An 18,269-nucleotide genomic window follows, 5' to 3' on the forward strand; every position below is an offset into this window, starting at 1 on the left:
GCGCCGGGTGCCGCCCCGCGGTGCGCCGCACGGCCGGGGGCCGTGCGGCGCGGGGGCGCTGCCGTCACTTCAGGCCGATGGCCGCGCAGGACGCCTTGTACCGGGTGGTGCAGATGTCGTCGACGCCGTAGATGTGGTCCGCGATGACGGTGTCCTTGATGGTCTTCCTGGTCAGCGCGCTCACCTGGACCAGCCGGGACGGGACCTGCTTGGTGGTGGGGCTGTCGACCCGGTCCTGGGTCAGGGCGTCGAACTGGATGTCCTTGCCCTGGATCTTGGTGACGGCGATCTGCGCGGCGGCCGCGGCCTCGTCCGGGTAGGACTTGTAGACGCTCATGTACTGCTCGCCGCTCACGACCCGCTGGACGCCGTCCAGTTCCGCGTCCTGGCCGGTGATCGGGGGCAGCGAGGTGACACCGGCCGCCTTCAGGGCCTTGATGACACCGCCGGCCATGCCGTCGTTGGCGGCGTAGACCCCGGCGATGTTGCCCTTGCCGATCAGCGCGATCGCCTTGGCCATGTTGGCCTCGGCGTTCTCCGGCTTCCAGCCCGTGGTGTCGTAGCTCTGCGCGATGTCGACCTTGCCGTTCAGCTCGGAGAGCGCACCCTCCTTGAACTGCTTGGCGTTCGGGTCGGTGGGCGAGCCGTTCATCATGACGATCTTGTCGGAGGTGCCGACGCCCGGGCCCATCGCCTCCAGCAGGGTGCGGCCCTGCACCTCGCCGACGAGTTCGTTGTCGAAGGAGACGTAGCCGTCGATCGGGCCCTCGGCGAGGCGGTCGTAGGCGATGACCGGGATGCCGGCGCTCTTGGCCTTCTCCACCCCGGGGGCGACGAGGTGCGCGTCCACGGCGTCGAGCAGGATGACGTCGACCTTCTCGTCGATCATGTTCTGGAGCTGCTCGGCCTGGCGGGCGGCGCTCGCGTCCGCGTTGGCGTACTCCACCTTGCCCTGCTTCTTGGTGAGTTCGGCCACCTTGTCCTTGATGATGGGGTAGTCGAACTTCTCGTAGCGCGTGTTGGCCTTCTCCGGGAGCAGCAGGCCCACGGTGATGTCGTTGCCCTTCGTCGGGCTCGCGCTCGCTCCGTCCCCCGTCGCGTTCAGCACGCCACAGCCGGCGAGCGAGAGGGTCATCGTGGACGCGGCCACGGATATGGCGATACGGCGCATGCGAGGGCTCACTTCAGGTGCGTTCCGGACGTGGGTGCTGCAATACGACCCAGGTGTCTGAAAAGACAACGCGGAGCCGCCACCCGGCGTCAAGAAGAATCACTTAACGAGTGCGCAACGCCACGCACAGGTGTCCCTGTGGAGGTTCCGCGAAACCCCCTTCAAATACCCTTTACGGACCCTTCATCCAAAGGGAGTTCACGCGTCGGCAAAGTTCCGTACAACCCACCGTCGCCGCCACGACCCGTGACCGCGGGCACCGGAGACCGCCCCGACTCGATCAGGAGAGCGAACAATCCCGGCCAATCGAGCGGCCCTCGCGGGCGGATCGGCCGACGCCCCCGGACACACGGGAGGGGCCGGCGGGATCGCTCCCGCCGGCCCCTCCCGGTACCGCTGACCGCCGCTCAGTCCTGCTGCTGCCGCTTGGGCCGCCACACCACCAGCGCGCTGGTCTGCTGGACCTCCTGGTACGGCACCAGGTCGCGCCGGTAGGAGGCGTGGACCGCGGCCTCGCGCTGCCGCATCGCCGTCGCCGCGCCGTCCAGGGCCGACTCCAGCTCCGCGACCCGGGACTGGAGCGCGGCGACCTGGTTCTCCAGGTCGATGATGCGCTTGATGCCGGCCAGGTTGACGCCCTCGTCCTGTGACAACTGCTGCACCTGGCGGAGCAGTTCGATGTCACGGGCCGAGTAGCGCCGGCCCCGGCCCGCGGTGCGGTCCGGGGAGACGAGGCCCAGGCGGTCGTACTGGCGCAGCGTCTGCGGGTGGAGTCCGGAGAGCTGGGCCGCCACCGAGATGACGTAGACCGGGGTTTCCTCGGTCAGTTCATAGGGGTTGCGCCGACGGCCGTCCATCACTCTCAAGCTCCCTTCGCGGCCTCGAACAGCTCCGCCCGCGGGTCCTCGCCCGCGGTCGCCTCGCGGTACGCCTCCAGGGCGTCACGAGCCTTGCCCGACAGGTCCTGCGGGACACTCACCTCCACGGTGACCAACAGGTCGCCACGGGTGCCGTCCTTGCGGACCGCGCCCTTGCCCCGCGCCCGCATCGTACGACCGTTCGGCGTGCCGGGCGGCAGTTTCAGGGTGACGACCGGTCCGTTGAGCGTCGGCACCCGCACCTCGCCGCCGAGGGCCGCCTCGGCGAACGTCACCGGGACGGTGACGGTGAGGTTGTCGCCCTTGCGCCCGAACACCGGGTGCTCGCCGACGTGCACGGCGACGTAGAGGTCGCCCGCCGGTCCGCCCCGCTCGCCGGGCGCGCCCTTGCCACGCAGCCGGATGCGCTGCCCGTCGGTGACGCCCGCCGGGATGCGGACCTGCATCGTGCGGGAGGACTTCGCGCGCCCGCTGCCCTTGCACTCCATGCAGGGGTGCTCGGCGATCAGGCCGCGGCCCTTGCAGTCGGGGCAGGGGTCGGTGAGCGAGAAGCCGCCGCCCGATCCCCGGGCGACCTGCCCGGTGCCGACGCAGGTCGGGCACACGCGGGGCGTGCCGTTCTTGTCGCCGGTGCCCGAACAGGCCTTGCACGGCGCCTGGGAGGACATCCGCAGGGGCACGGTGGCGCCCTCGATGGCCTCCGTGAAGCTCAGCGTGACCTCGGACTCCACGTCCTGGCCGCGCCGGGGCTGGGTCCGGGTCCCCGCGGTGCCGCCGCGGTTGAACAGGCCCCCGAAGACGTCCCCGATGCCACCACCGAAGCCGCCGGCCTGGGTGGTGCCCCCACCGCCGCCGAACAGGTCGCCGAGGTCGAAGTTGAAGGAGCCGCCGGCCGCGCCCGGCCCGGGGCGGAAGCCACCGTTGCCGAACAGGGCGCGTGCCTCGTCGTACTCCTTGCGCTTCTTGGGATCGCCGAGGACGTCGTTCGCCTCGGAGATCTCCTTGAAGCGCTCCTCCGCCTTGGCGTTGCCCTTGTTGGCGTCCGGGTGGAACTCGCGGGCGAGCTTGCGGTACGCCTTCTTGATCTCGGCCTCGGTGGCGTCCTTGGGGACGCCGAGGACCTTGTAGTAGTCCTTCTCGATGAAGTCCTTGGTGCTCATCCTCGACGTCCCTCCTTCCCCCGGGTCCTCACGTCAGCCCTCGTCCGGGCCACCGCTCTCCTTGTCGTCGGCCGCCGCCGTCTCCTCCGCGTCCTCCGCCTTGACGGTCTGCGCGCCGGGCTGCGGTTCGGCGACGGCCACCCGCGCGGGGCGGATGGTGCGCTCGCCGATGCGGTACCCCGGCTGGAGGATCGCCACGCAGGTCGTCTCGGTGACGTCCGGCGCGTAGGAGTGCATCAGGGCCTCGTGGATCGTCGGGTCGAAGGGCTCGCCCTCCTTGCCGAACTGCTGGAGGCCCATCTTGGCCGCGACGGTCTCCAGCGACTCGGCCACCGACTTGAAGCCGCCGACCAGTTCGCCGTGTTCCCGCGCGCGGCCGATGTCGTCGAGCACGGGCAACAGCTCGGTCAGGAGGTTCGCGACGGCGATCTCCTTGACCGCGGCCCGGTCCCGGTCGACACGGCGGCGGTAGTTCTGGTACTCGGCCTGGAGGCGCTGGAGGTCGGCCGTGCGCTCACCGAGCGCCGTCCGGACCTGATCCAGCTGGGCCACCAGGCCCGGGTCTGCACTTACGTCCCCGGCCGGGGCCGCCCCCTCTTCGGAGGCGGCCTTCGGTTCGGCGTCGTCGGGGGTGGCGCCGGAGGGGACGTCGGGCTTCTCCTCGAAACCCGGGGTCTCCTCCGTCACGCGGCACCGTCCTTGCGCTCGTCGTCCACGATCTCGGCGTCGACGACGTCGTCGTCGGCCTTGGCCTCACCGGCACCGGCGGTCGCGCCACCGGCGGCCTGGGCGCCCTGGGCGTCGGCGTAGAGCGCCTGGCCCAGCTTCTGCGAGACGGCGGCGACCTTCTCCGTGGCGGAGCGGATCTCGCCGGTGTCCTCGCCCTTGAGGGCTTCCTTCAGCTCGCCGACGGCGGCCTCGACCTCGGTGCGGATCTCGCCGGGGACCTTGTCCTCGTTGTCCTTGAGGAACTTCTCGGTCTGGTAGACGAGCTGCTCGCCCTGGTTGCGGGTCTCGGCGGCCTCGCGGCGCTTGTGGTCCTCCTCCGCGTAGCGCTCGGCCTCCTCGCGCATGCGGTCGACCTCGTCCTTCGGGAGCGAGGAGCCGCCGGTGACGGTCATCTTCTGCTCCTTGCCGGTGCCGAGGTCCTTCGCCGTGACGTGCATGATGCCGTTGGCGTCGATGTCGAAGGAGACCTCGATCTGCGGGACGCCGCGCGGCGCCGGCGGCAGACCGGTCAGCTCGAACATGCCGAGCTTCTTGTTGTAGGCCGCGATCTCGCGCTCGCCCTGGTAGACCTGGATCTGCACCGACGGCTGGTTGTCCTCGGCCGTCGTGAAGATCTCCGAGCGCTTGGTCGGGATCGTGGTGTTGCGCTCGATCAGCTTGGTCATGATGCCGCCCTTGGTCTCGATGCCGAGGGACAGCGGGGTGACGTCGAGCAGCAGGACGTCCTTGACCTCGCCCTTGAGGACACCGGCCTGGAGCGAGGCGCCGATGGCGACGACCTCGTCCGGGTTCACACCCTTGTTGGCCTCCTTGCCGCCGGTCAGCTCCTTGACGAGCTCGGCGACGGCGGGCATGCGGGTGGAACCACCGACCAGGACGACGTGGTCGATCTCGCCGAGCTGGATGCCGGCGTCCTTGATCACGTTGTGGAACGGCGTCTTGCACCGCTCCAGCAGGTCGGCCGTCAGCTGCTGGAACTGGGCGCGGGTGAGCTTCTCGTCCAGGTGCAGCGGGCCCTCGGCCGACGCGGTGATGTAGGGCAGGTTGATCGAGGTCTCCGTGGAGGAGGACAGCTCGATCTTGGCCTTCTCCGCCGCCTCGCGCAGGCGCTGGAGGGCCATCTTGTCCTTGGACAGGTCCACGCCGTGGCCGGACTGGAACTGCTTGACCAGGTAGTCGACGACACGCTGGTCCCAGTCGTCACCGCCGAGGTGGTTGTCGCCGTTGGTCGCCTTCACCTCGACGACGCCGTCACCGATCTCCAGGAGGGACACGTCGAAGGTGCCGCCACCGAGGTCGAAGACGAGGATCGTCTGGTCGTCCTTGTCGAGGCCGTACGCGAGCGCCGCCGCGGTCGGCTCGTTGACGATGCGCAGGACGTTCAGACCGGCGATCTCGCCGGCCTCCTTCGTCGCCTGGCGCTCGGAGTCGTTGAAGTAGGCCGGGACGGTGATGACCGCGTCCGTGACCTTCTCGCCCAGGTAGGACTCGGCGTCGCGCTTCAGCTTCTGAAGGATGAACGCGGAGATCTGCTGCGGGTTGAAGTCCTTGCCGTCGAGCTGGATCTTCCAGTCGGTGCCCATGTGGCGCTTCACCGAGCGGATGGTCCGGTCCACGTTCGTGACCGCCTGGCGCTTGGCGACCTCGCCGACGAGCACCTCACCGTTCTTGGCGAAGGCGACGACGGACGGCGTGGTCCTGGCACCCTCGGCGTTGGTGATGACGGTGGGCTCGCCGCCCTCCAGAACGCTGACGACGGAGTTAGTCGTGCCCAGGTCGATGCCGACCGCACGTGCCATGGTTGATTCCTCCAGCTGACTTGAGTGGAACAGACTCAAGTGTGCACGAGGAGAGCCGCTGGGTCAACAGACCTGAGCCAACGAGACTCAAGTCTTATCCGTTCCTTACGCGCAAGTGGCCTGTGACCTGCGTAGACGTCCCTCGCCGGGGCGGCTGCACCGGTACCCGCGGCCCCCGCCGGGGCGGCTGGACGGGGACCCGCAGCAGCACCAGCACGGCGAGCAGCGCCGTGCCCGCGACCCACAGCGCGGCCCCGTCGTCCGTCCACCCCGTGTGCACCAGCACCCCGACGAGCACCGCCGAGAAGGAGCCTGCCCCGAGGAGCACGACCGATCCCTGCGGGGTCAGCCCGATCCGCCGCAGCCGGTGCGCGAGGTGGTCGGGGCGCCGGCGCAGCAGCGGGTGCCGGGCCAGCAGCCGGGCGAGGACGACGAGCACGGTGTCGGCGGCGGCCACCGCGCCCAGGCAGAACGCCACCGCGGCGCTCGGCCCGAGCGCGTACCCCGCGCGCGTGAAGACCACGGACGACGACAGCAGGAACCCGGTGAACAGCGATCCGCAGGCCCCCATGCCCACGCGCGCGGGATGCCAGTTGTGCATCAGGAAGCCGGTGAGGGCGGCGGCGAACACGCTCAGCAGCACGGCCAGCCCGTCCATCACCTCGGCGGCGGCGCAGGCCCCGGCGCCGAACGCGGTGACCACCCCGACCGTCCCCGCCAGGCCGTCGGCGTGGTCGAGGCCCTTGAAGGCGAGGGAGGCGAGCACCACGCAGACCACGGCGAGCGCGCCGCCCGGCAGGCCCGTCTCGTCGTAGGGGACGACGCAGGCCGCCGCCACGGCCGTACCGGCGACGAGCACACGCGCACGCAGCCGCCACACGTCGGCCACCAGGCCGAGCAGAGCGACCGCGGCGCCGGCGGCCAGCAGCTTCCCCACCCCGTCACCCAGCGGGGCGACGCGGGTCCATTCGCCGGCCCAGGCGACCAGACAGGTGACGACCACGACGGCGAGCCCGCCCAGCACCGGCAGGGGACGCTGCCGGCGCCGGTCGAGGACACCGAGCCGCAGTGCGGGCACCCGGAGCAGCGCCGCCAGCACGGCGGCGAGGAGCAGGGCTGCGGTTGCGGCGGCGATCCCGTAGAGCACGGCTCTAAGGTAGGGGCGAAAGTAGCAATTCGGGATGAATAACACGATCGGATTGCCTGCGGGACGCGCCACGGGCACCTTCAGCGACCCAGATCACCCCGCACCCTGCTGCATCCCGACGGATGATGAGGGTAGTCTCAGACGAACTGCATAAGTTACCGCTTAGTAATGTCGCTCGGTTAATTCGAGGCCGCCTCAGGAGCCCCCATGCAACTCGCCGCGATCATCGTGTCGCTGGTCCTGACCGTGGTCGGCGTCGCGCTGCTCGCCCGTGCCATCGGCCAGTTCGTCCGGCACTTCCAACTGGGCCAGCCCGTCCCCGCCGGAACCCGGACCGACAACCCCTACCAGCGCAGCGTGACCCTGGTCCGGGAGTTCCTCGGGCACACCCGGATGAACCGGTGGGGCATCGTGGGCGTCGCCCACTGGTTCGTGGCCATCGGCTTCCTGACGCTGCCGCCGACCATCATCAACGCCTACGGACAGCTCTTCCAGGCCGACTGGACCCTTCCCGTCCTCGGCGACTTCCTGCCGTACGAGCTGTACATCGAGTTCATCGGCGCGATGACCACCCTCGGCATCGCCACGCTGATCGTCATCCGCCTGTTGAGCCTGCCCTCGCGGCCCGGCCGCAAGTCCCGGTTCGCGGGCTCCAAGATGGGCCAGGCGTACTTCGTCGAGTACGTCATCCTCATCATCGGCCTGGCGATCTACACCCTGCGCGGCCTCGAGGGGGCCCTGCACCACGTGGACCACTACGAGGCCGCCTACTTCGCCTCGTACCCGCTGGTCCTCGCCTTCAAGGGCCTCGGCCTCGGCACGCTCCAGAACCTCGTCTACCTCGCCGCCATGATCAAGCTGGGCACGACCATGATCTGGATGATCACGGTCTCGCTCAACACCAACATGGGCGTGGCCTGGCACCGCTTCCTGGCGTTCCCGAACATCTGGTTCAAGCGCAACGCCGACGGCTCCACCGCCCTGGGCGCCTTGGCGCCCATGACCTCCGGCGGCAAGCCGATCGACTTCGAGGACCCCGGCGAGGACGACGTCTTCGGCGTCTCCCAGGTCGAGCAGTTCTCCTGGAAGGGCCTGCTCGACTTCTCCACCTGCACCGAGTGCGGCCGCTGCCAGTCGCAGTGCCCCGCCTGGAACACCGGCAAGCCGCTCTCCCCCAAGCTCCTCATCATGTCCCTGCGCGACCACGCCCACGCCAAGGCCCCGTACCTGCTGGCCGGCGGCGGCAAGACGGCGGAGGGCGAGGAGAAGGCCTCCGCGGAGCAGCTGAAGGACGTGCCCGCCGCCGCCCTCGCCGAGGCCGAGCGCCCGCTGATCGGCACCGCCGAGGAAAACGGCGTCATCGACCCGGACGTCCTGTGGTCCTGCACCACCTGCGGCGCCTGCGTCGAACAGTGCCCGGTCGACATCGAGCACGTCGACCACATCGTCGACATGCGCCGCTACCAGGTGATGATCGAGTCCGCGTTCCCGTCCGAGGCGGGCACGATGCTCAAGAACCTGGAGAAGAAGGGCAACCCCTGGGGCCTGGCCAAGAAGCAGCGCCTGGAGTGGACCAAGGAGGTCGACTTCGAGGTGCCGGTCGTCGGCAAGGACATCGAGGACCTCACCGAGATCGAGTACCTGTACTGGGTCGGTTGCGCCGGCGCCCTCGAGGACCGCGCCAAGAAGACCACCAAGGCCTTCGCCGAACTCCTCCACATCGCGGGCGTCAAGTTCGCGATCATGGGCGGGGACGAGAAGTGCACCGGCGACTCCGCCCGCCGCCTCGGCAACGAGCCCCTCTTCCAGGAGCTCGGCATGGAGAACGTCATGGCCCTGAACACGGCGTTCGGCGAGGAGCTGGACGACGACGGCAAGGTCACGGCGGAGTCCAGGAAGCCGGCGTCGGCGAAGAAGATCGTCGCCACCTGCCCGCACTGCCTCAACACCCTCGGCAACGAGTACCCGCAGCTCGGCGGCGACTACGAGGTCATCCACCACACCCAGCTGCTCCAGCACCTGGTGGACGAGGGCAAGCTGGTCCCGGTCACCCCGGTCGAGGGCATCATCACCTACCACGACCCGTGCTACCTGGGCCGCCACAACAAGATCTACACGCCCCCGCGCGAGATCATCGGCAAGGTGCCGGGCCTGCGCAACGAGGAGATGCACCGCCACAAGGAGCGCGGCTTCTGCTGCGGCGCCGGCGGCGCCCGGATGTGGATGGAGGAGCGCATCGGCAAGCGCATCAACAACGAGCGCGTCGACGAGGCCCTCTCCCTCAACCCGGACATCGTCTCCACCGCCTGCCCGTTCTGCCTGGTCATGCTCACCGACTCGGTGAACGGCAAGAAGAACGAGGGCAAGGCCAAGGAGTCCATCCAGGTCGTGGACGTCGCCCAGCTCCTGCTGGACTCCGTCCGCACCCCGGTCACCGACGACGAGCCCCCGACGGGCACGGCCGACTCCGCGTCCGCGCCGGAGCCCGAACCGGTGAAGTGACCACGCTCGCGTGACACGACAACGCCCCCTGACCCGCACGGTCAGGGGGCGCCGTCGTCCGCGCGGCCGGCGGCCCCGCGGGGGGGTCAGCCGTTCTTCGCCCCCGCCTGCTGCACCACCTCGAACGACCACAGCGTCGAACCGGAGGCCGCCGGCCTCGGCCGCTCACCGCCGCCCTCGCCGCCGCCCTGGTGCGCGGACTTCATCGGACCCTCCATCCACGCCTGGAAGGACTCCTCGTCACGCCAGCGCGTGTACACGAGGTACTGGTCGGTGCCCTCGACCGGCCGCAGCAATTCGAACCACTCGAAGCCGTCGGAGTTCTCCACGGCGTGGGCCCGCGAGGCGAACCGCTTCTCCAGCGTCTCGCGCTGCTCGGCGGGCACGGTCAGCACATTGATCTTCACTACGCTCATGCACCCATCCTGGACCATGCGCCCCGGCCCGCGCCGGAGGGCGGCGGCACGGACGCGCCCACCTTCCCGCCCCTTCGTCCCACCGGTCACAGCGATCCCATACCGTTACCGAACACATGTACAACCCTCGCGCGGTACGGCGGGTCTCCTGATCGCCGACCGTCCGTGAACCGCGGGACAACCCGCGATGAACCCGGACGGACGCACCCCATCAACTGCGGATGCCCCGCCAGGCATCCCCCGCATGCCGCAGGAGAACGCATGCACACGCACCAGCCGCGAACGGTCCTCGCGACGGCCGTCGCCGCCGCGCTGACGGGCGGCCTGCTCACGTTCGCCGCCTCCCCCGCCACCGCCGCCGACTCCGTCAAGGTCGCCAAGGCCGACTTCAACGGCGACGGCATCGGCGACGTCGCCACCGCGGCCGCCGGCGCCTACGTCAGCGGCCACAAGAACGCCGGGCAGATCGTCGTCCTGTACGGCACCGCCTCCGGCGTCTCCTCCGCCCGGCGCACCACCCTCAGCCAGAACTCCGCCGGCGTCCCCGGCACCGCCGAGGCCGGCGACTTCTTCGGCGCCGACCTGGCGTACGCCGACTTCAACGGCGACGGCTACGACGACCTCGCCGTCGGCACCCCGGACGAGAAGGTGGGCACCGACACCAACGGCGGCGGCCTGGCCATCCTCTGGGGCTCCAGCAGCGGCCTGACCGGCAAGGGCACCGACATCCCCGACCCGGCCGCCTCCTCCCACGACTACTGGGGCAAGACCCTGGCCGCCGGGGACTTCGACGGCGACGGCCGGGCCGACCTGGTCGTCGGCAGCTCCGCCGCCACCCTGTACCTCTACAAGGGCGGCTTCACCACCGCCGGCGGCTACGGCAGCCGGACCACCGTCAAGCCGCCGATCCAGACGGGCACCAACGACTACCCCTACGGCCCGCTGAACCTCACCGCCGGCGACGTCAACGGCGACGGCCGCACCGACCTCGTCGTCGACGGCTACGAGACCAAGACCCAGTACGGCTGGAACACCAACTACTGGCTGCCGGGCACCTCCGGCGGCCTGAGCGGCACCTCGGCCAAGACCCTCAAGGCCGGCATCATCACCGCCGTCGGCGACATCAACGGCGACGGCTTCGGCGACATCGTCAGCGGCGCCGACTGGGACACCAGGACCGGCGACGGCACGAACATCCCGGACTCCGCCACCGGCGGCAAGGTCAACATCACCTACGGCTCCGCCTCCGGCCCCGCCGCCACCACCGGCATCACCCAGAACACCGGCAACGTGCCCGGCACCTCCGAGAAGGGCGACGCCTTCGGCTGGGAGCTCGACCTCGGCGACATCAACGGCGACGGCTACCAGGACCTCGTCGTCAGCAGCCCCCAGGAGGACATCGACGGTGTCCCCGACACCGGCAGCGTCACCGTCCTGTACGGCTCCGCCTCCGGCGTGAACACCGCCTCCGGCAGCCAGGCGTTCTCCCAGAACACCGCGGGCGTCCCCGGCGGCGACGAGAAGTCCGACCTGTTCGGCGCCGACGTCAAGCTCGACGACGTCACCGGCGACGGCAGGGCCGACCTGGTCATCGGCTCCTACGAGAACGGCGGCGACGGCGCGGTCACCTACCTGCCCTCCGACGGCAAGAAGATCACCACGACCGGCTCGCGTGCCGTCGGCGCGTCCGCCGTCGGCGTCTCCACCACCGGCACCCCGCAGCTCAGCGCCGTCTTCGCGGACTGACCCGCGGCAAACCCCGAAGTATCCCCGAATCGTCGCGCTGACGGTCCCTTAGGGGATGTCACAGGTCGGCCGCAAAGCCGGGCCCGGACCACCGGGCCCGGCACATCGGCCGCCGGGACCGGGTACGTTCGATGACGTGGCTGGATTCAGGATCGGACGCGGGGGCCGGAACAACCGCACCCCCCAGGGACAACAGGCGCCGCAGGGACCGTCGTACGGACGCGGCGGCGGACAGGGCCCCGCCCAGACCGGAGGACCGTCGTACGGCCAGCCGCCGTACGGCCGCCCCCCGCAGGCCCGGCCGCCGCAGGGACGGCAGGCCGGCGGCCCGTCGTACGGGTACCCGCCGGCCGCCCAGCCGCCGTACCCGCAGCCGGGACAGCAGTACCCGCAGCCCGGACCGCAGTACGGCTACCCGGGCCCGGCCGGCGACGGACCGGAGTACTTCGGCGACGACGGCCACCCGCACCGTGCCCAGGCCCCCCACGACCCGTACGCGGCCGACAACCCGGGCCACACCCAGGCGTTCTCGGTCGACGAGGCCGCCGGCTACACCCAGGGCGCGACCTACCACGCCGGCTCGCCCGCGGCGCCCGCCGCGCCGCTCGGCCCGCCCCTGCACTGGAAGGAACTGCTGCGCGGGATCGTCCTCTCCCCGGACGCCACCTTCCTGCGCATGCGGGACTACACCATGTGGGTCCCCGCGCTCGTCGTGACCTTCCTCTACGGCCTGCTCGCCGTCTTCGGCTTCGACGGCGCCCGCGCGGACGCGATCAGCGCGACGCTGTCCAACGCCGTGCCGATCGTGCTGCTGACCGCAGTCGTGATGGTGCTCGGCCTGTTCGTCCTCGGCGTGGTCACCCACACCCTGGCCCGTCAGCTCGGCGGCGACGGCGCCTGGCAGCCCACGGTGGCCCTCTCCATGCTGATCACGGCCCTCACGGACGCGCCGCGCCTGGTCTTCGCCATGTTCTTCGGCGGCGACGCCGGCTTCGTGCAGATCCTCGGCTGGGCCACCTGGATCGCCGCGGGCGCCCTGCTGACCCTGATGGTCTCCCGCTCCCACGACCTGCCCTGGCCGAAGGCGCTGGGCGCGTCCGCGATCCAGCTGGTCGCCCTGCTGTCGATCGTGAAGCTGGGCACGTTCTGACCGACCCCCACCGCACGCGCGAGGGAGCCCCCGGCCCGACGGCCGGGGGCTCCCTCGCGTACGGCAGCGGCGGGGATCAGGCGTCGAGGACCTGCCCGGCCCGCTTCACCACGGGCGGCTCGACACTCCACGGGAAGTTGATCCAGTCGTCGGTCCGCTTCCAGACGTACTCGCACTTCACGAGGGAGTGGGACTTCTCGTAGACCACCGCGGAGCGCACCTCGGCGACCGTGTCGAGACAGAAGTCACGCACGAGCTTCAGCGTCTTGCCGGTGTCGGCGACGTCGTCGGTGATCAGCACCTTCTTGTCGGAGAAGTCGATCACGTTCGGCACCGGCGCGAGCATGACCGGCATCTCCAGGGTGGTCCCCACCCCGGTGTAGAACTCCACGTTCACCAGGTGGATGTTCTTGCAGTCCAGGGCGTAGGCGAGCCCGCCGGCGACGAAGACACCACCGCGCGCGATGCTCAGCACGACGTCGGGCTCGTAGCCGTCGTCGGCGATGGTCTGCGCCAGTTCACGGATGGCGGACCCGAACCGCTCGTAGGTCAGGTTCTCCCGCACGCCTGCGTCACTCATGTCGTCGCCGCCCTCACACCTGGGTCCGATGGAAGTTGAGGAAGGAGCGCGAGGCGGTCGGTCCGCGCTGCCCCTGATACCGGGACCCGTACCGCTCGCTGCCGTACGGCGACTCGGCCGGCGAGGTCAGCCGGAACATGCACAGCTGTCCGATCTTCATCCCCGGCCACAGCTTGATGGGGAGCGTGGCCAGGTTGGACAGCTCCAGGGTGACGTGGCCGCTGAAACCGGGGTCGATGAACCCGGCGGTGGAGTGCGTGACCAGCCCCAGCCGCCCCAGCGAGCTCTTCCCCTCCAGCCGCGAGGCCAGGTCGTCGGGGAGCGAGATCACCTCGTACGTGGACGCCAGCACGAACTCCCCGGGGTGCAGGATGAACGGCTCGTCGCCCTCGGGCTCCACCAGCCGCGTCAGGTCCGCCTGCTCGACGGAGGGGTCGATGTGCGGGTACCGGTGGTTCTCGAACACCCGGAAGTACCGGTCCAGCCGCACGTCGATGCTGGACGGCTGCACCATGGATTCGTCGTAGGGATCGATCCGTACCCGCCCGGCGTCGATCTCGGCCCGGATGTCCTTGTCTGAGAGAAGCACGTAGCGAGGATACGCAAGGCGCGCGGAGCCCCGACACACACGACGGCTCCGCGCGCCCGCTGTGACACCCCGGCTACGAGGCGTTCTCCGCGACCGCCGCCCACCGCCGGTCCAGCGGGACCGGAACCGGGACCGCGCTGCGGAGCCTGGCGCAGCGCGGACACCGCACGAGCCGACCGGGGCCCAGCCGGCCGGTCTGCTGCATCGGGAACGAAGCGGTGCTGAAGACGTGCCCGTCCACGCATCGGACAACAGTGCGTTCCATCAAGTCCCTCAAGTCCCTTCCCCAAGAGCCGCGTCCGGCGTCGCTACCCGGACGACAAAAGCCACATTACGGGATCAAAGAGAGGACTCTCCCAGCGGCACTCCGGCCCCGCCGCAGCGCTCCGCCACTCCGCCACGCTACGCCCCAACTCCGGCCGTCCGTAGCCGTATCCCACCCCGCGGCCGACTCAAACCCACGACCTGCCCACACCCCGACTCCGCGATGATGTAAAGTGAGCGAGCGTCCGGACACCGGCTCCACGAGGGCCCGTCCGTACTTACGCGGGTGTAGTTTAATGGTAGAACATCAGCTTCCCAAGCTGAGAGCGCGAGTTCGATTCTCGTCACCCGCTCCATGCGAAACCCCCAGGTCTGAGGCCCGGGGGTTGTTTGTTGTCTGGGACATTTTTGGGCTCCGCCCTGCGCGTGCCCTCCACGCTGGTCCAGCAGGGCACCTCAAGCACCGGGGCGCTGGCCCTGGATCGGGGCCGGCGTCATGACCCTCGGCCTGAGACCGGCTGGAGAGCAGAGGTGATGAGCGTCGGGCGCCCGGTGAGGGCTTCGGCTGGACTACCCGGATCATGCGTCTCGTACGCTCGGCGACAAGACACCTGGCGGTTCAGCCTGGCATTCGCACTCATCCATTCTCCGGACGGAGTGCAAGATGCTGGTGTACGTTTTGTGCGGCGCTGCTGCGGCAGCGTGTCTCGCTACATCCGGTCCCGGCGCCGGAGCGAGCAGTGGGCTCTTGAGAGTCACCCGCAGTTGGCAGTCCGTACGCCTTAGGACATCCGATCTGTCTCTTCTTGTCGTCGCCGGGCGGCAAACAAGGAGGGCCGACGCGTGTCCAGCTCACGCAACACCAACCGTCTAGCCAAGAAGATCCGTAGCCAGACGTCACTCACGCTCTCGACCGCTTCCAGGCTGGCCCGGCAGGCCAACGTCTATCTCGGATCCTCGGTCGCAGACGCAGCCCATCCTCATCAGCGCCGTCTAGAAGCGCAGTTGGCCCATGTGTTGGCGAGCAGCTTCCAGGACCGTCAACTCAACGGTGCTCTTCTTGGCGTACGTGAAGCGGGGTCGGGGCCTCAGAGCCTGGAACTGACCCTGGAGTCCGACATGGCGGATGAGGTTCTGCGCGAACTCCTGCCACGGTTCGATCACATCTACGGAGGCATCCGCGGAGTCCCCGGGCTTCGCATCCGAGAGAACAGGGACCGCGTGGTTCTCCACGACGCCCTCAGCCTGGCGCAAGTCACCCTGATCCGCTCCGATCACGGTCGCATGCGTCTACCGTCCGCGCGCGAGGATGAAGTACTTCTTTGGAAGCGCACCCCTGGCGGCCTCTCTCGCGACGAAAGGCAGGAGGCCGAGGAGTGGGCCGGCTCGGAAGGCAGCGCGGACCTACAAGTGCGCGATCTGTTGATGAGTCGAATTCTGCGTAGTCCACGGTTGGTGAACAGAACAGCAGAGCCGCACGGGTTCGCCAACTGCTACACGCATCACTCTGGGGATCTTGTCATCGAGTGGTGCTGTGGCGACACCGTGGAGACACTCTGCGCCAACCTTTTGGCTCATGGAATCGCTGACGGCCTGCCGCGTGGAACCGCTATCGAGTTGCTCTCTCCTCATTCGGCTCACCTCGGCGATCGCACAGTCATCTTGAATCGCCACAGTTCATGCCTGTACAACGACAAGGTTCGGGAGGTCGTGGAGTACATCAAGAAGGGCTACGACTCATGACCTTGTCTGCAATGGTGCTGGTAGTGCCCGTTTGCGTAGCCCTGGGCGTGATCGCACGTTGTGGGCGAGACCTGGCAGTGCTTCGCCGTCTGGAGCGACTTCTGGATGGCTGCGACCAGGGGCAGCGGGTTGAGGTTTGCCGGATCCTCGCCGCCTCGTTGCACACGGCTGGGACTGCGAATCCGCAGGACACCCAACCAGCCGGGGAGCAAATGTAAACCTCTGCCAAGTAGCTTCCCCTCTGAGTCACACGGCCCAAGGATGTCCGAAGAATCAGTATGAACACCGAAGACACCCATGGGGAAGACTGCGCTCGAGGCAGAAGCCACCAGTCGCGGAGTCACCCACACGACGTTCCGCCGCCTCACCGAAGCCCTGAACTACAGCGGCACCCGACGCGAGGACCTGCGTGAGCTACTGCTCAGCAGCCGCCCGGAACAGTACGAAGCGCCCCTGTGGCGCATCACAGCCAGGCCCGAGTAACAACTCTCTCTACGGTTCAGGCGGCTCCCTCCGCCCGACGCCGCCACGCTCAGAAGGTTCGCCCAGCTCAGCTCAGGGCGTCGCTCGTCTCCGGCGGCTCGCCCGCTGAGTGGTGACCTTACTCAGCTGGGGCACATCGCAGCAGGGCGGTCATGCGGCCCGACCACCCCGTACGCGGCTTGTTGTCCCTCTCGATCACAAACCGCCCTGTCTCCAACAGGTCACGTGGAGGCTCACCTGCCTGGTGGCGCTGCCAGTAGCGGGCGAATCTCCGCACCAGATCGTCAGGGTCCACGCGGCCGGTCCTGGTCAGGACGACCGATTTCTCCGGGCCTTGGGACACGGTCAGAGCCCACACACCACCGTCCGGTGAGTACGCCGCTGTGTACTCGCCTGCATCGACGTCGATCGCCTCGATCCAGTTCGTAGCGTCGATGAAGGACGCGAAGACGAACAGGTCCTCGTCGCGATCGAAGACGAGCACTGCGTCGGACGGTAGTTCCATAGGGATCACTATGGCAGCCGACCACCGAGAAGGAGGTTCCGGCGATCCGCTGGTGTCAGAGGCCGGGTCGGTCGTGGGCACCCCGCACCTGTCGTGAACCGGTGGACTGTCAGCTCACCGAGTCGACCAGCACCGCCAGCCCCGCGATCAGGCCCATGACCACAAGGTTGACCAGCACCGCGTAGAGGCTGCAGAGCCAGCCCACGATGATGGCGGCCAACGAGATCCAACGGCCCTCCACGCTGACTGTGATGCCGTGCTCAAGAGCGGCACGATATCGGTGCCGCGCGGCGCCTACGGCCTGCGCCAGGATGGTCCGGACGACCGGGTCTAGTCGCCGCCGTCGCCTCCATCGTCATTCCCGCCGTCGCCTCCGTCATGGCCCCAGCCGTCACCGCCGTCCGCGCCCCAGCCGTCTCCGCCGCCGGACTCGTTGTCGTCACTGCCGCTGCCGAGGTTGCTGAACCATGGGAGGTCCCAGGCGTCGTCGGTGGCGATCGGCTCACCGCCGTGCACCGGGCGCCGTGCGGTACGGAACCGGGCCAGGCCCGTCGTGTCCCCGAGTCCGAAGGCGACGGAGAAGACCTGCGCCATGACGGCGTCCAACGGGTCGGTGCTCTCGTACCGTACGGGAGCCAGCGGCAGCAGTACCGCGTCCGGTTCCGAAGAGGGGCGGCGTGGCGGGCGCGTCAGCAGGACGACACGGTGTTCGTCGCGCAGCAGCCAGGAACTCGTCGCGTTCTCCCGCCGCAGCACCCAGTGGTGACCGGGCATCCCCGGCAGGCGCGCCTCCACGGAGCTCTTGGACTTGCGCAGCTTCTTCCTGAGGCTGAGCTGGGCGACCGCCTCACCGACGGTCAGTCGCAGGCCCTTGGCCGGCTGGGCCAAGTCGCGGTCGTAGCCCTGCGGAGCTCGGATCCGTACGACGGGAGCGTGCGGCCCCCACACGTCGACGCGTATCAGGCGCCGGTCCACGGCCACGGTGATCGGACCGGCGGGACCCGGCGCGTAGCGCCGCGCGATCCACAGCGGTACGCCTTCGGCGTGGGCCCGCTCCGCCAGGGCGGTCACCTGCGCGGGCCCACCGCACCGTCGTACCGCCAACTCACCCATCGTCCGGGCGAACTCGGCCGCCCGCCGCACCCTGATCGGCGTGGCCGTGCCCGTGATCCGGGTCACCGGCACGACACCTGACCCTTCCGCCAGCCGGTCCAGCGGACGCTCCGTCCCACCGCCTCCGAGCCAGCGCCCACGTCGGAACGCCTCCGCCATGGCGCCCAGGTTCAGCTCGCTCAACGGCGTGACCCTGCCGCCCCGGCGCAGTCCGTCCTCGGTCAGCTCCACCGTCCGGGCCAGCGGGTTCCGGGACTGCTCGCCGTAGAGCACCTCGCTCGCCACGGTCCCGGT

15 protein-coding genes and 1 tRNA gene are annotated in these 18,269 nt (G+C 69.4%); 5 read left to right on the forward strand and 11 right to left on the reverse strand.

Going from position 1 to position 18,269, the window contains the following annotated elements:
- Nucleotides 1–64 precede the first annotated feature (64 nt).
- The 6 genes from ACIQVT_RS29910 to ACIQVT_RS29935 all read right to left on the reverse strand — a co-directional run bounded on the left by ACIQVT_RS29910 (nucleotide 65) and on the right by ACIQVT_RS29935 (nucleotide 6,884).
- Nucleotides 65–1,171 (reverse strand): sugar ABC transporter substrate-binding protein, encoded by a 1,107-nt coding sequence (locus ACIQVT_RS29910; RefSeq protein WP_403760891.1) that lies wholly within the window; start codon nucleotides 1,169–1,171, stop codon nucleotides 65–67.
- A gap of 407 nt (nucleotides 1,172–1,578) precedes the next feature.
- A complete protein-coding gene (locus tag ACIQVT_RS29915; RefSeq protein ID WP_403760894.1) occupies nucleotides 1,579–2,028 on the reverse strand; it encodes a heat shock protein transcriptional repressor HspR in 450 nt (149 codons plus the stop codon).
- A 5-nt stretch (nucleotides 2,029–2,033) separates the two neighbouring features.
- Nucleotides 2,034–3,209 carry a molecular chaperone DnaJ gene (dnaJ, locus tag ACIQVT_RS29920; protein WP_403760897.1) on the reverse strand — a complete coding sequence of 392 codons (1,176 nt, stop codon included), beginning with the start codon at nucleotides 3,207–3,209 and terminating at the stop codon, nucleotides 2,034–2,036.
- Between the two features lie 33 nt (nucleotides 3,210–3,242).
- Complete coding sequence (grpE, locus tag ACIQVT_RS29925) at nucleotides 3,243–3,896, reverse strand: nucleotide exchange factor GrpE (protein WP_403760899.1); 654 nt, start codon at nucleotides 3,894–3,896, stop codon at nucleotides 3,243–3,245.
- Entirely contained in the window at nucleotides 3,893–5,737 is a 1,845-nt protein-coding gene (gene dnaK, locus ACIQVT_RS29930) for a molecular chaperone DnaK (RefSeq protein WP_403760904.1), read from the reverse strand. The genes grpE and dnaK overlap by 4 nt, the downstream gene beginning before the upstream one ends.
- Nucleotides 5,738–5,831: 94 nt before the next feature.
- Nucleotides 5,832–6,884 (reverse strand): MraY family glycosyltransferase, encoded by a 1,053-nt coding sequence (locus tag ACIQVT_RS29935; protein WP_403760906.1) that lies wholly within the window; start codon nucleotides 6,882–6,884, stop codon nucleotides 5,832–5,834.
- A gap of 207 nt (nucleotides 6,885–7,091) precedes the next feature.
- Between ACIQVT_RS29935 and ACIQVT_RS29940 the strand changes: the two genes are divergently transcribed.
- Entirely contained in the window at nucleotides 7,092–9,386 is a 2,295-nt protein-coding gene (locus ACIQVT_RS29940; protein ID WP_403760909.1) for a (Fe-S)-binding protein, read from the forward strand.
- A gap of 86 nt (nucleotides 9,387–9,472) precedes the next feature.
- Here ACIQVT_RS29940 and ACIQVT_RS29945 read toward each other — a convergent pair whose 3' ends face one another.
- Entirely contained in the window at nucleotides 9,473–9,802 is a 330-nt protein-coding gene (locus ACIQVT_RS29945) for an antibiotic biosynthesis monooxygenase family protein (RefSeq protein ID WP_403760912.1), read from the reverse strand.
- 261 nt (nucleotides 9,803–10,063) lie between these two features.
- Between ACIQVT_RS29945 and ACIQVT_RS29950 the strand changes: the two genes are divergently transcribed.
- Nucleotides 10,064–11,548 carry an FG-GAP and VCBS repeat-containing protein gene (locus tag ACIQVT_RS29950; protein WP_403760915.1) on the forward strand — a complete coding sequence of 495 codons (1,485 nt, stop codon included), beginning with the start codon at nucleotides 10,064–10,066 and terminating at the stop codon, nucleotides 11,546–11,548.
- A 55-nt stretch (nucleotides 11,549–11,603) separates the two neighbouring features.
- Complete coding sequence (locus tag ACIQVT_RS29955; RefSeq protein ID WP_403760918.1) at nucleotides 11,604–12,698, forward strand: YIP1 family protein; 1,095 nt, start codon at nucleotides 11,604–11,606, stop codon at nucleotides 12,696–12,698.
- Between the two features lie 76 nt (nucleotides 12,699–12,774).
- Here the strand turns inward: ACIQVT_RS29955 and ACIQVT_RS29960 are convergent, their stop codons facing one another.
- The gene (locus tag ACIQVT_RS29960) at nucleotides 12,775–13,278 is read right to left on the reverse strand and encodes a phosphoribosyltransferase (protein ID WP_403760921.1); all 504 of its coding nucleotides are present in this window, start codon (nucleotides 13,276–13,278) and stop codon (nucleotides 12,775–12,777) included.
- A gap of 13 nt (nucleotides 13,279–13,291) precedes the next feature.
- Nucleotides 13,292–13,867, reverse strand: a complete 576-nt coding sequence (gene dcd, locus ACIQVT_RS29965) for a dCTP deaminase (RefSeq protein WP_121787742.1) — start codon at nucleotides 13,865–13,867, stop codon at nucleotides 13,292–13,294.
- Nucleotides 13,868–14,413: 546 nt separating this feature from the next.
- Here dcd and ACIQVT_RS29970 point away from each other — a divergent pair.
- Together ACIQVT_RS29970 and ACIQVT_RS29975 are read left to right on the forward strand one after the other, a co-directional pair.
- Nucleotides 14,414–14,487: transfer RNA gene (locus ACIQVT_RS29970), tRNA-Gly, on the forward strand.
- A 487-nt stretch (nucleotides 14,488–14,974) separates the two neighbouring features.
- Nucleotides 14,975–15,874: a hypothetical protein gene (locus ACIQVT_RS29975; RefSeq protein WP_403760925.1), complete on the forward strand. Its 900-nt coding sequence runs from the start codon at nucleotides 14,975–14,977 to the stop codon at nucleotides 15,872–15,874.
- Nucleotides 15,875–16,475: 601 nt separating this feature from the next.
- Here the strand turns inward: ACIQVT_RS29975 and ACIQVT_RS29980 are convergent.
- Both ACIQVT_RS29980 and ACIQVT_RS29985 read right to left on the reverse strand, forming a co-directional pair.
- A complete protein-coding gene (locus ACIQVT_RS29980) occupies nucleotides 16,476–16,862 on the reverse strand; it encodes a hypothetical protein (protein ID WP_403760928.1) in 387 nt (128 codons plus the stop codon).
- A gap of 330 nt (nucleotides 16,863–17,192) precedes the next feature.
- A complete protein-coding gene (locus tag ACIQVT_RS29985; protein WP_403760931.1) occupies nucleotides 17,193–18,260 on the reverse strand; it encodes a hypothetical protein in 1,068 nt (355 codons plus the stop codon).
- Between the last annotated feature and the right edge of the window lie 9 nt (nucleotides 18,261–18,269).

The sequence above is a fragment of the Streptomyces sp. NPDC100445 genome, from assembly GCF_044759735.1.
Taxonomy (GTDB): Bacteria; Actinomycetota; Actinomycetes; order Streptomycetales; family Streptomycetaceae; genus Streptomyces.

Bases quoted from the DNA above. Each gene is read 5' to 3' on its own strand.
- ACIQVT_RS29960 (WP_403760921.1), bottom strand. From the start codon at position 13,278: ATGAGTGACGCAGGCGTGCGGGAGAACCTGACCTACGAGCGGTTCGGG.
- ACIQVT_RS29915 (WP_403760894.1), bottom strand. From the start codon at position 2,028: ATGGACGGCCGTCGGCGCAACCCCTATGAACTGACCGAGGAAACCCCG.
- ACIQVT_RS29955 (WP_403760918.1), top strand. From the start codon at position 11,604: ATGTCACAGGTCGGCCGCAAAGCCGGGCCCGGACCACCGGGCCCGGCA.
- ACIQVT_RS29910 (WP_403760891.1), bottom strand. From the start codon at position 1,171: ATGCGCCGTATCGCCATATCCGTGGCCGCGTCCACGATGACCCTCTCG.
- ACIQVT_RS29945 (WP_403760912.1), bottom strand. From the start codon at position 9,802: ATGAGCGTAGTGAAGATCAATGTGCTGACCGTGCCCGCCGAGCAGCGC.
- ACIQVT_RS29950 (WP_403760915.1), top strand. From the start codon at position 10,064: ATGCACACGCACCAGCCGCGAACGGTCCTCGCGACGGCCGTCGCCGCC.
- ACIQVT_RS29980 (WP_403760928.1), bottom strand. From the start codon at position 16,862: ATGGAACTACCGTCCGACGCAGTGCTCGTCTTCGATCGCGACGAGGAC.
- ACIQVT_RS29940 (WP_403760909.1), top strand. From the start codon at position 7,092: ATGCAACTCGCCGCGATCATCGTGTCGCTGGTCCTGACCGTGGTCGGC.
- dnaJ (WP_403760897.1), bottom strand. From the start codon at position 3,209: ATGAGCACCAAGGACTTCATCGAGAAGGACTACTACAAGGTCCTCGGC.
- dnaK (WP_403760904.1), bottom strand. From the start codon at position 5,737: ATGGCACGTGCGGTCGGCATCGACCTGGGCACGACTAACTCCGTCGTC.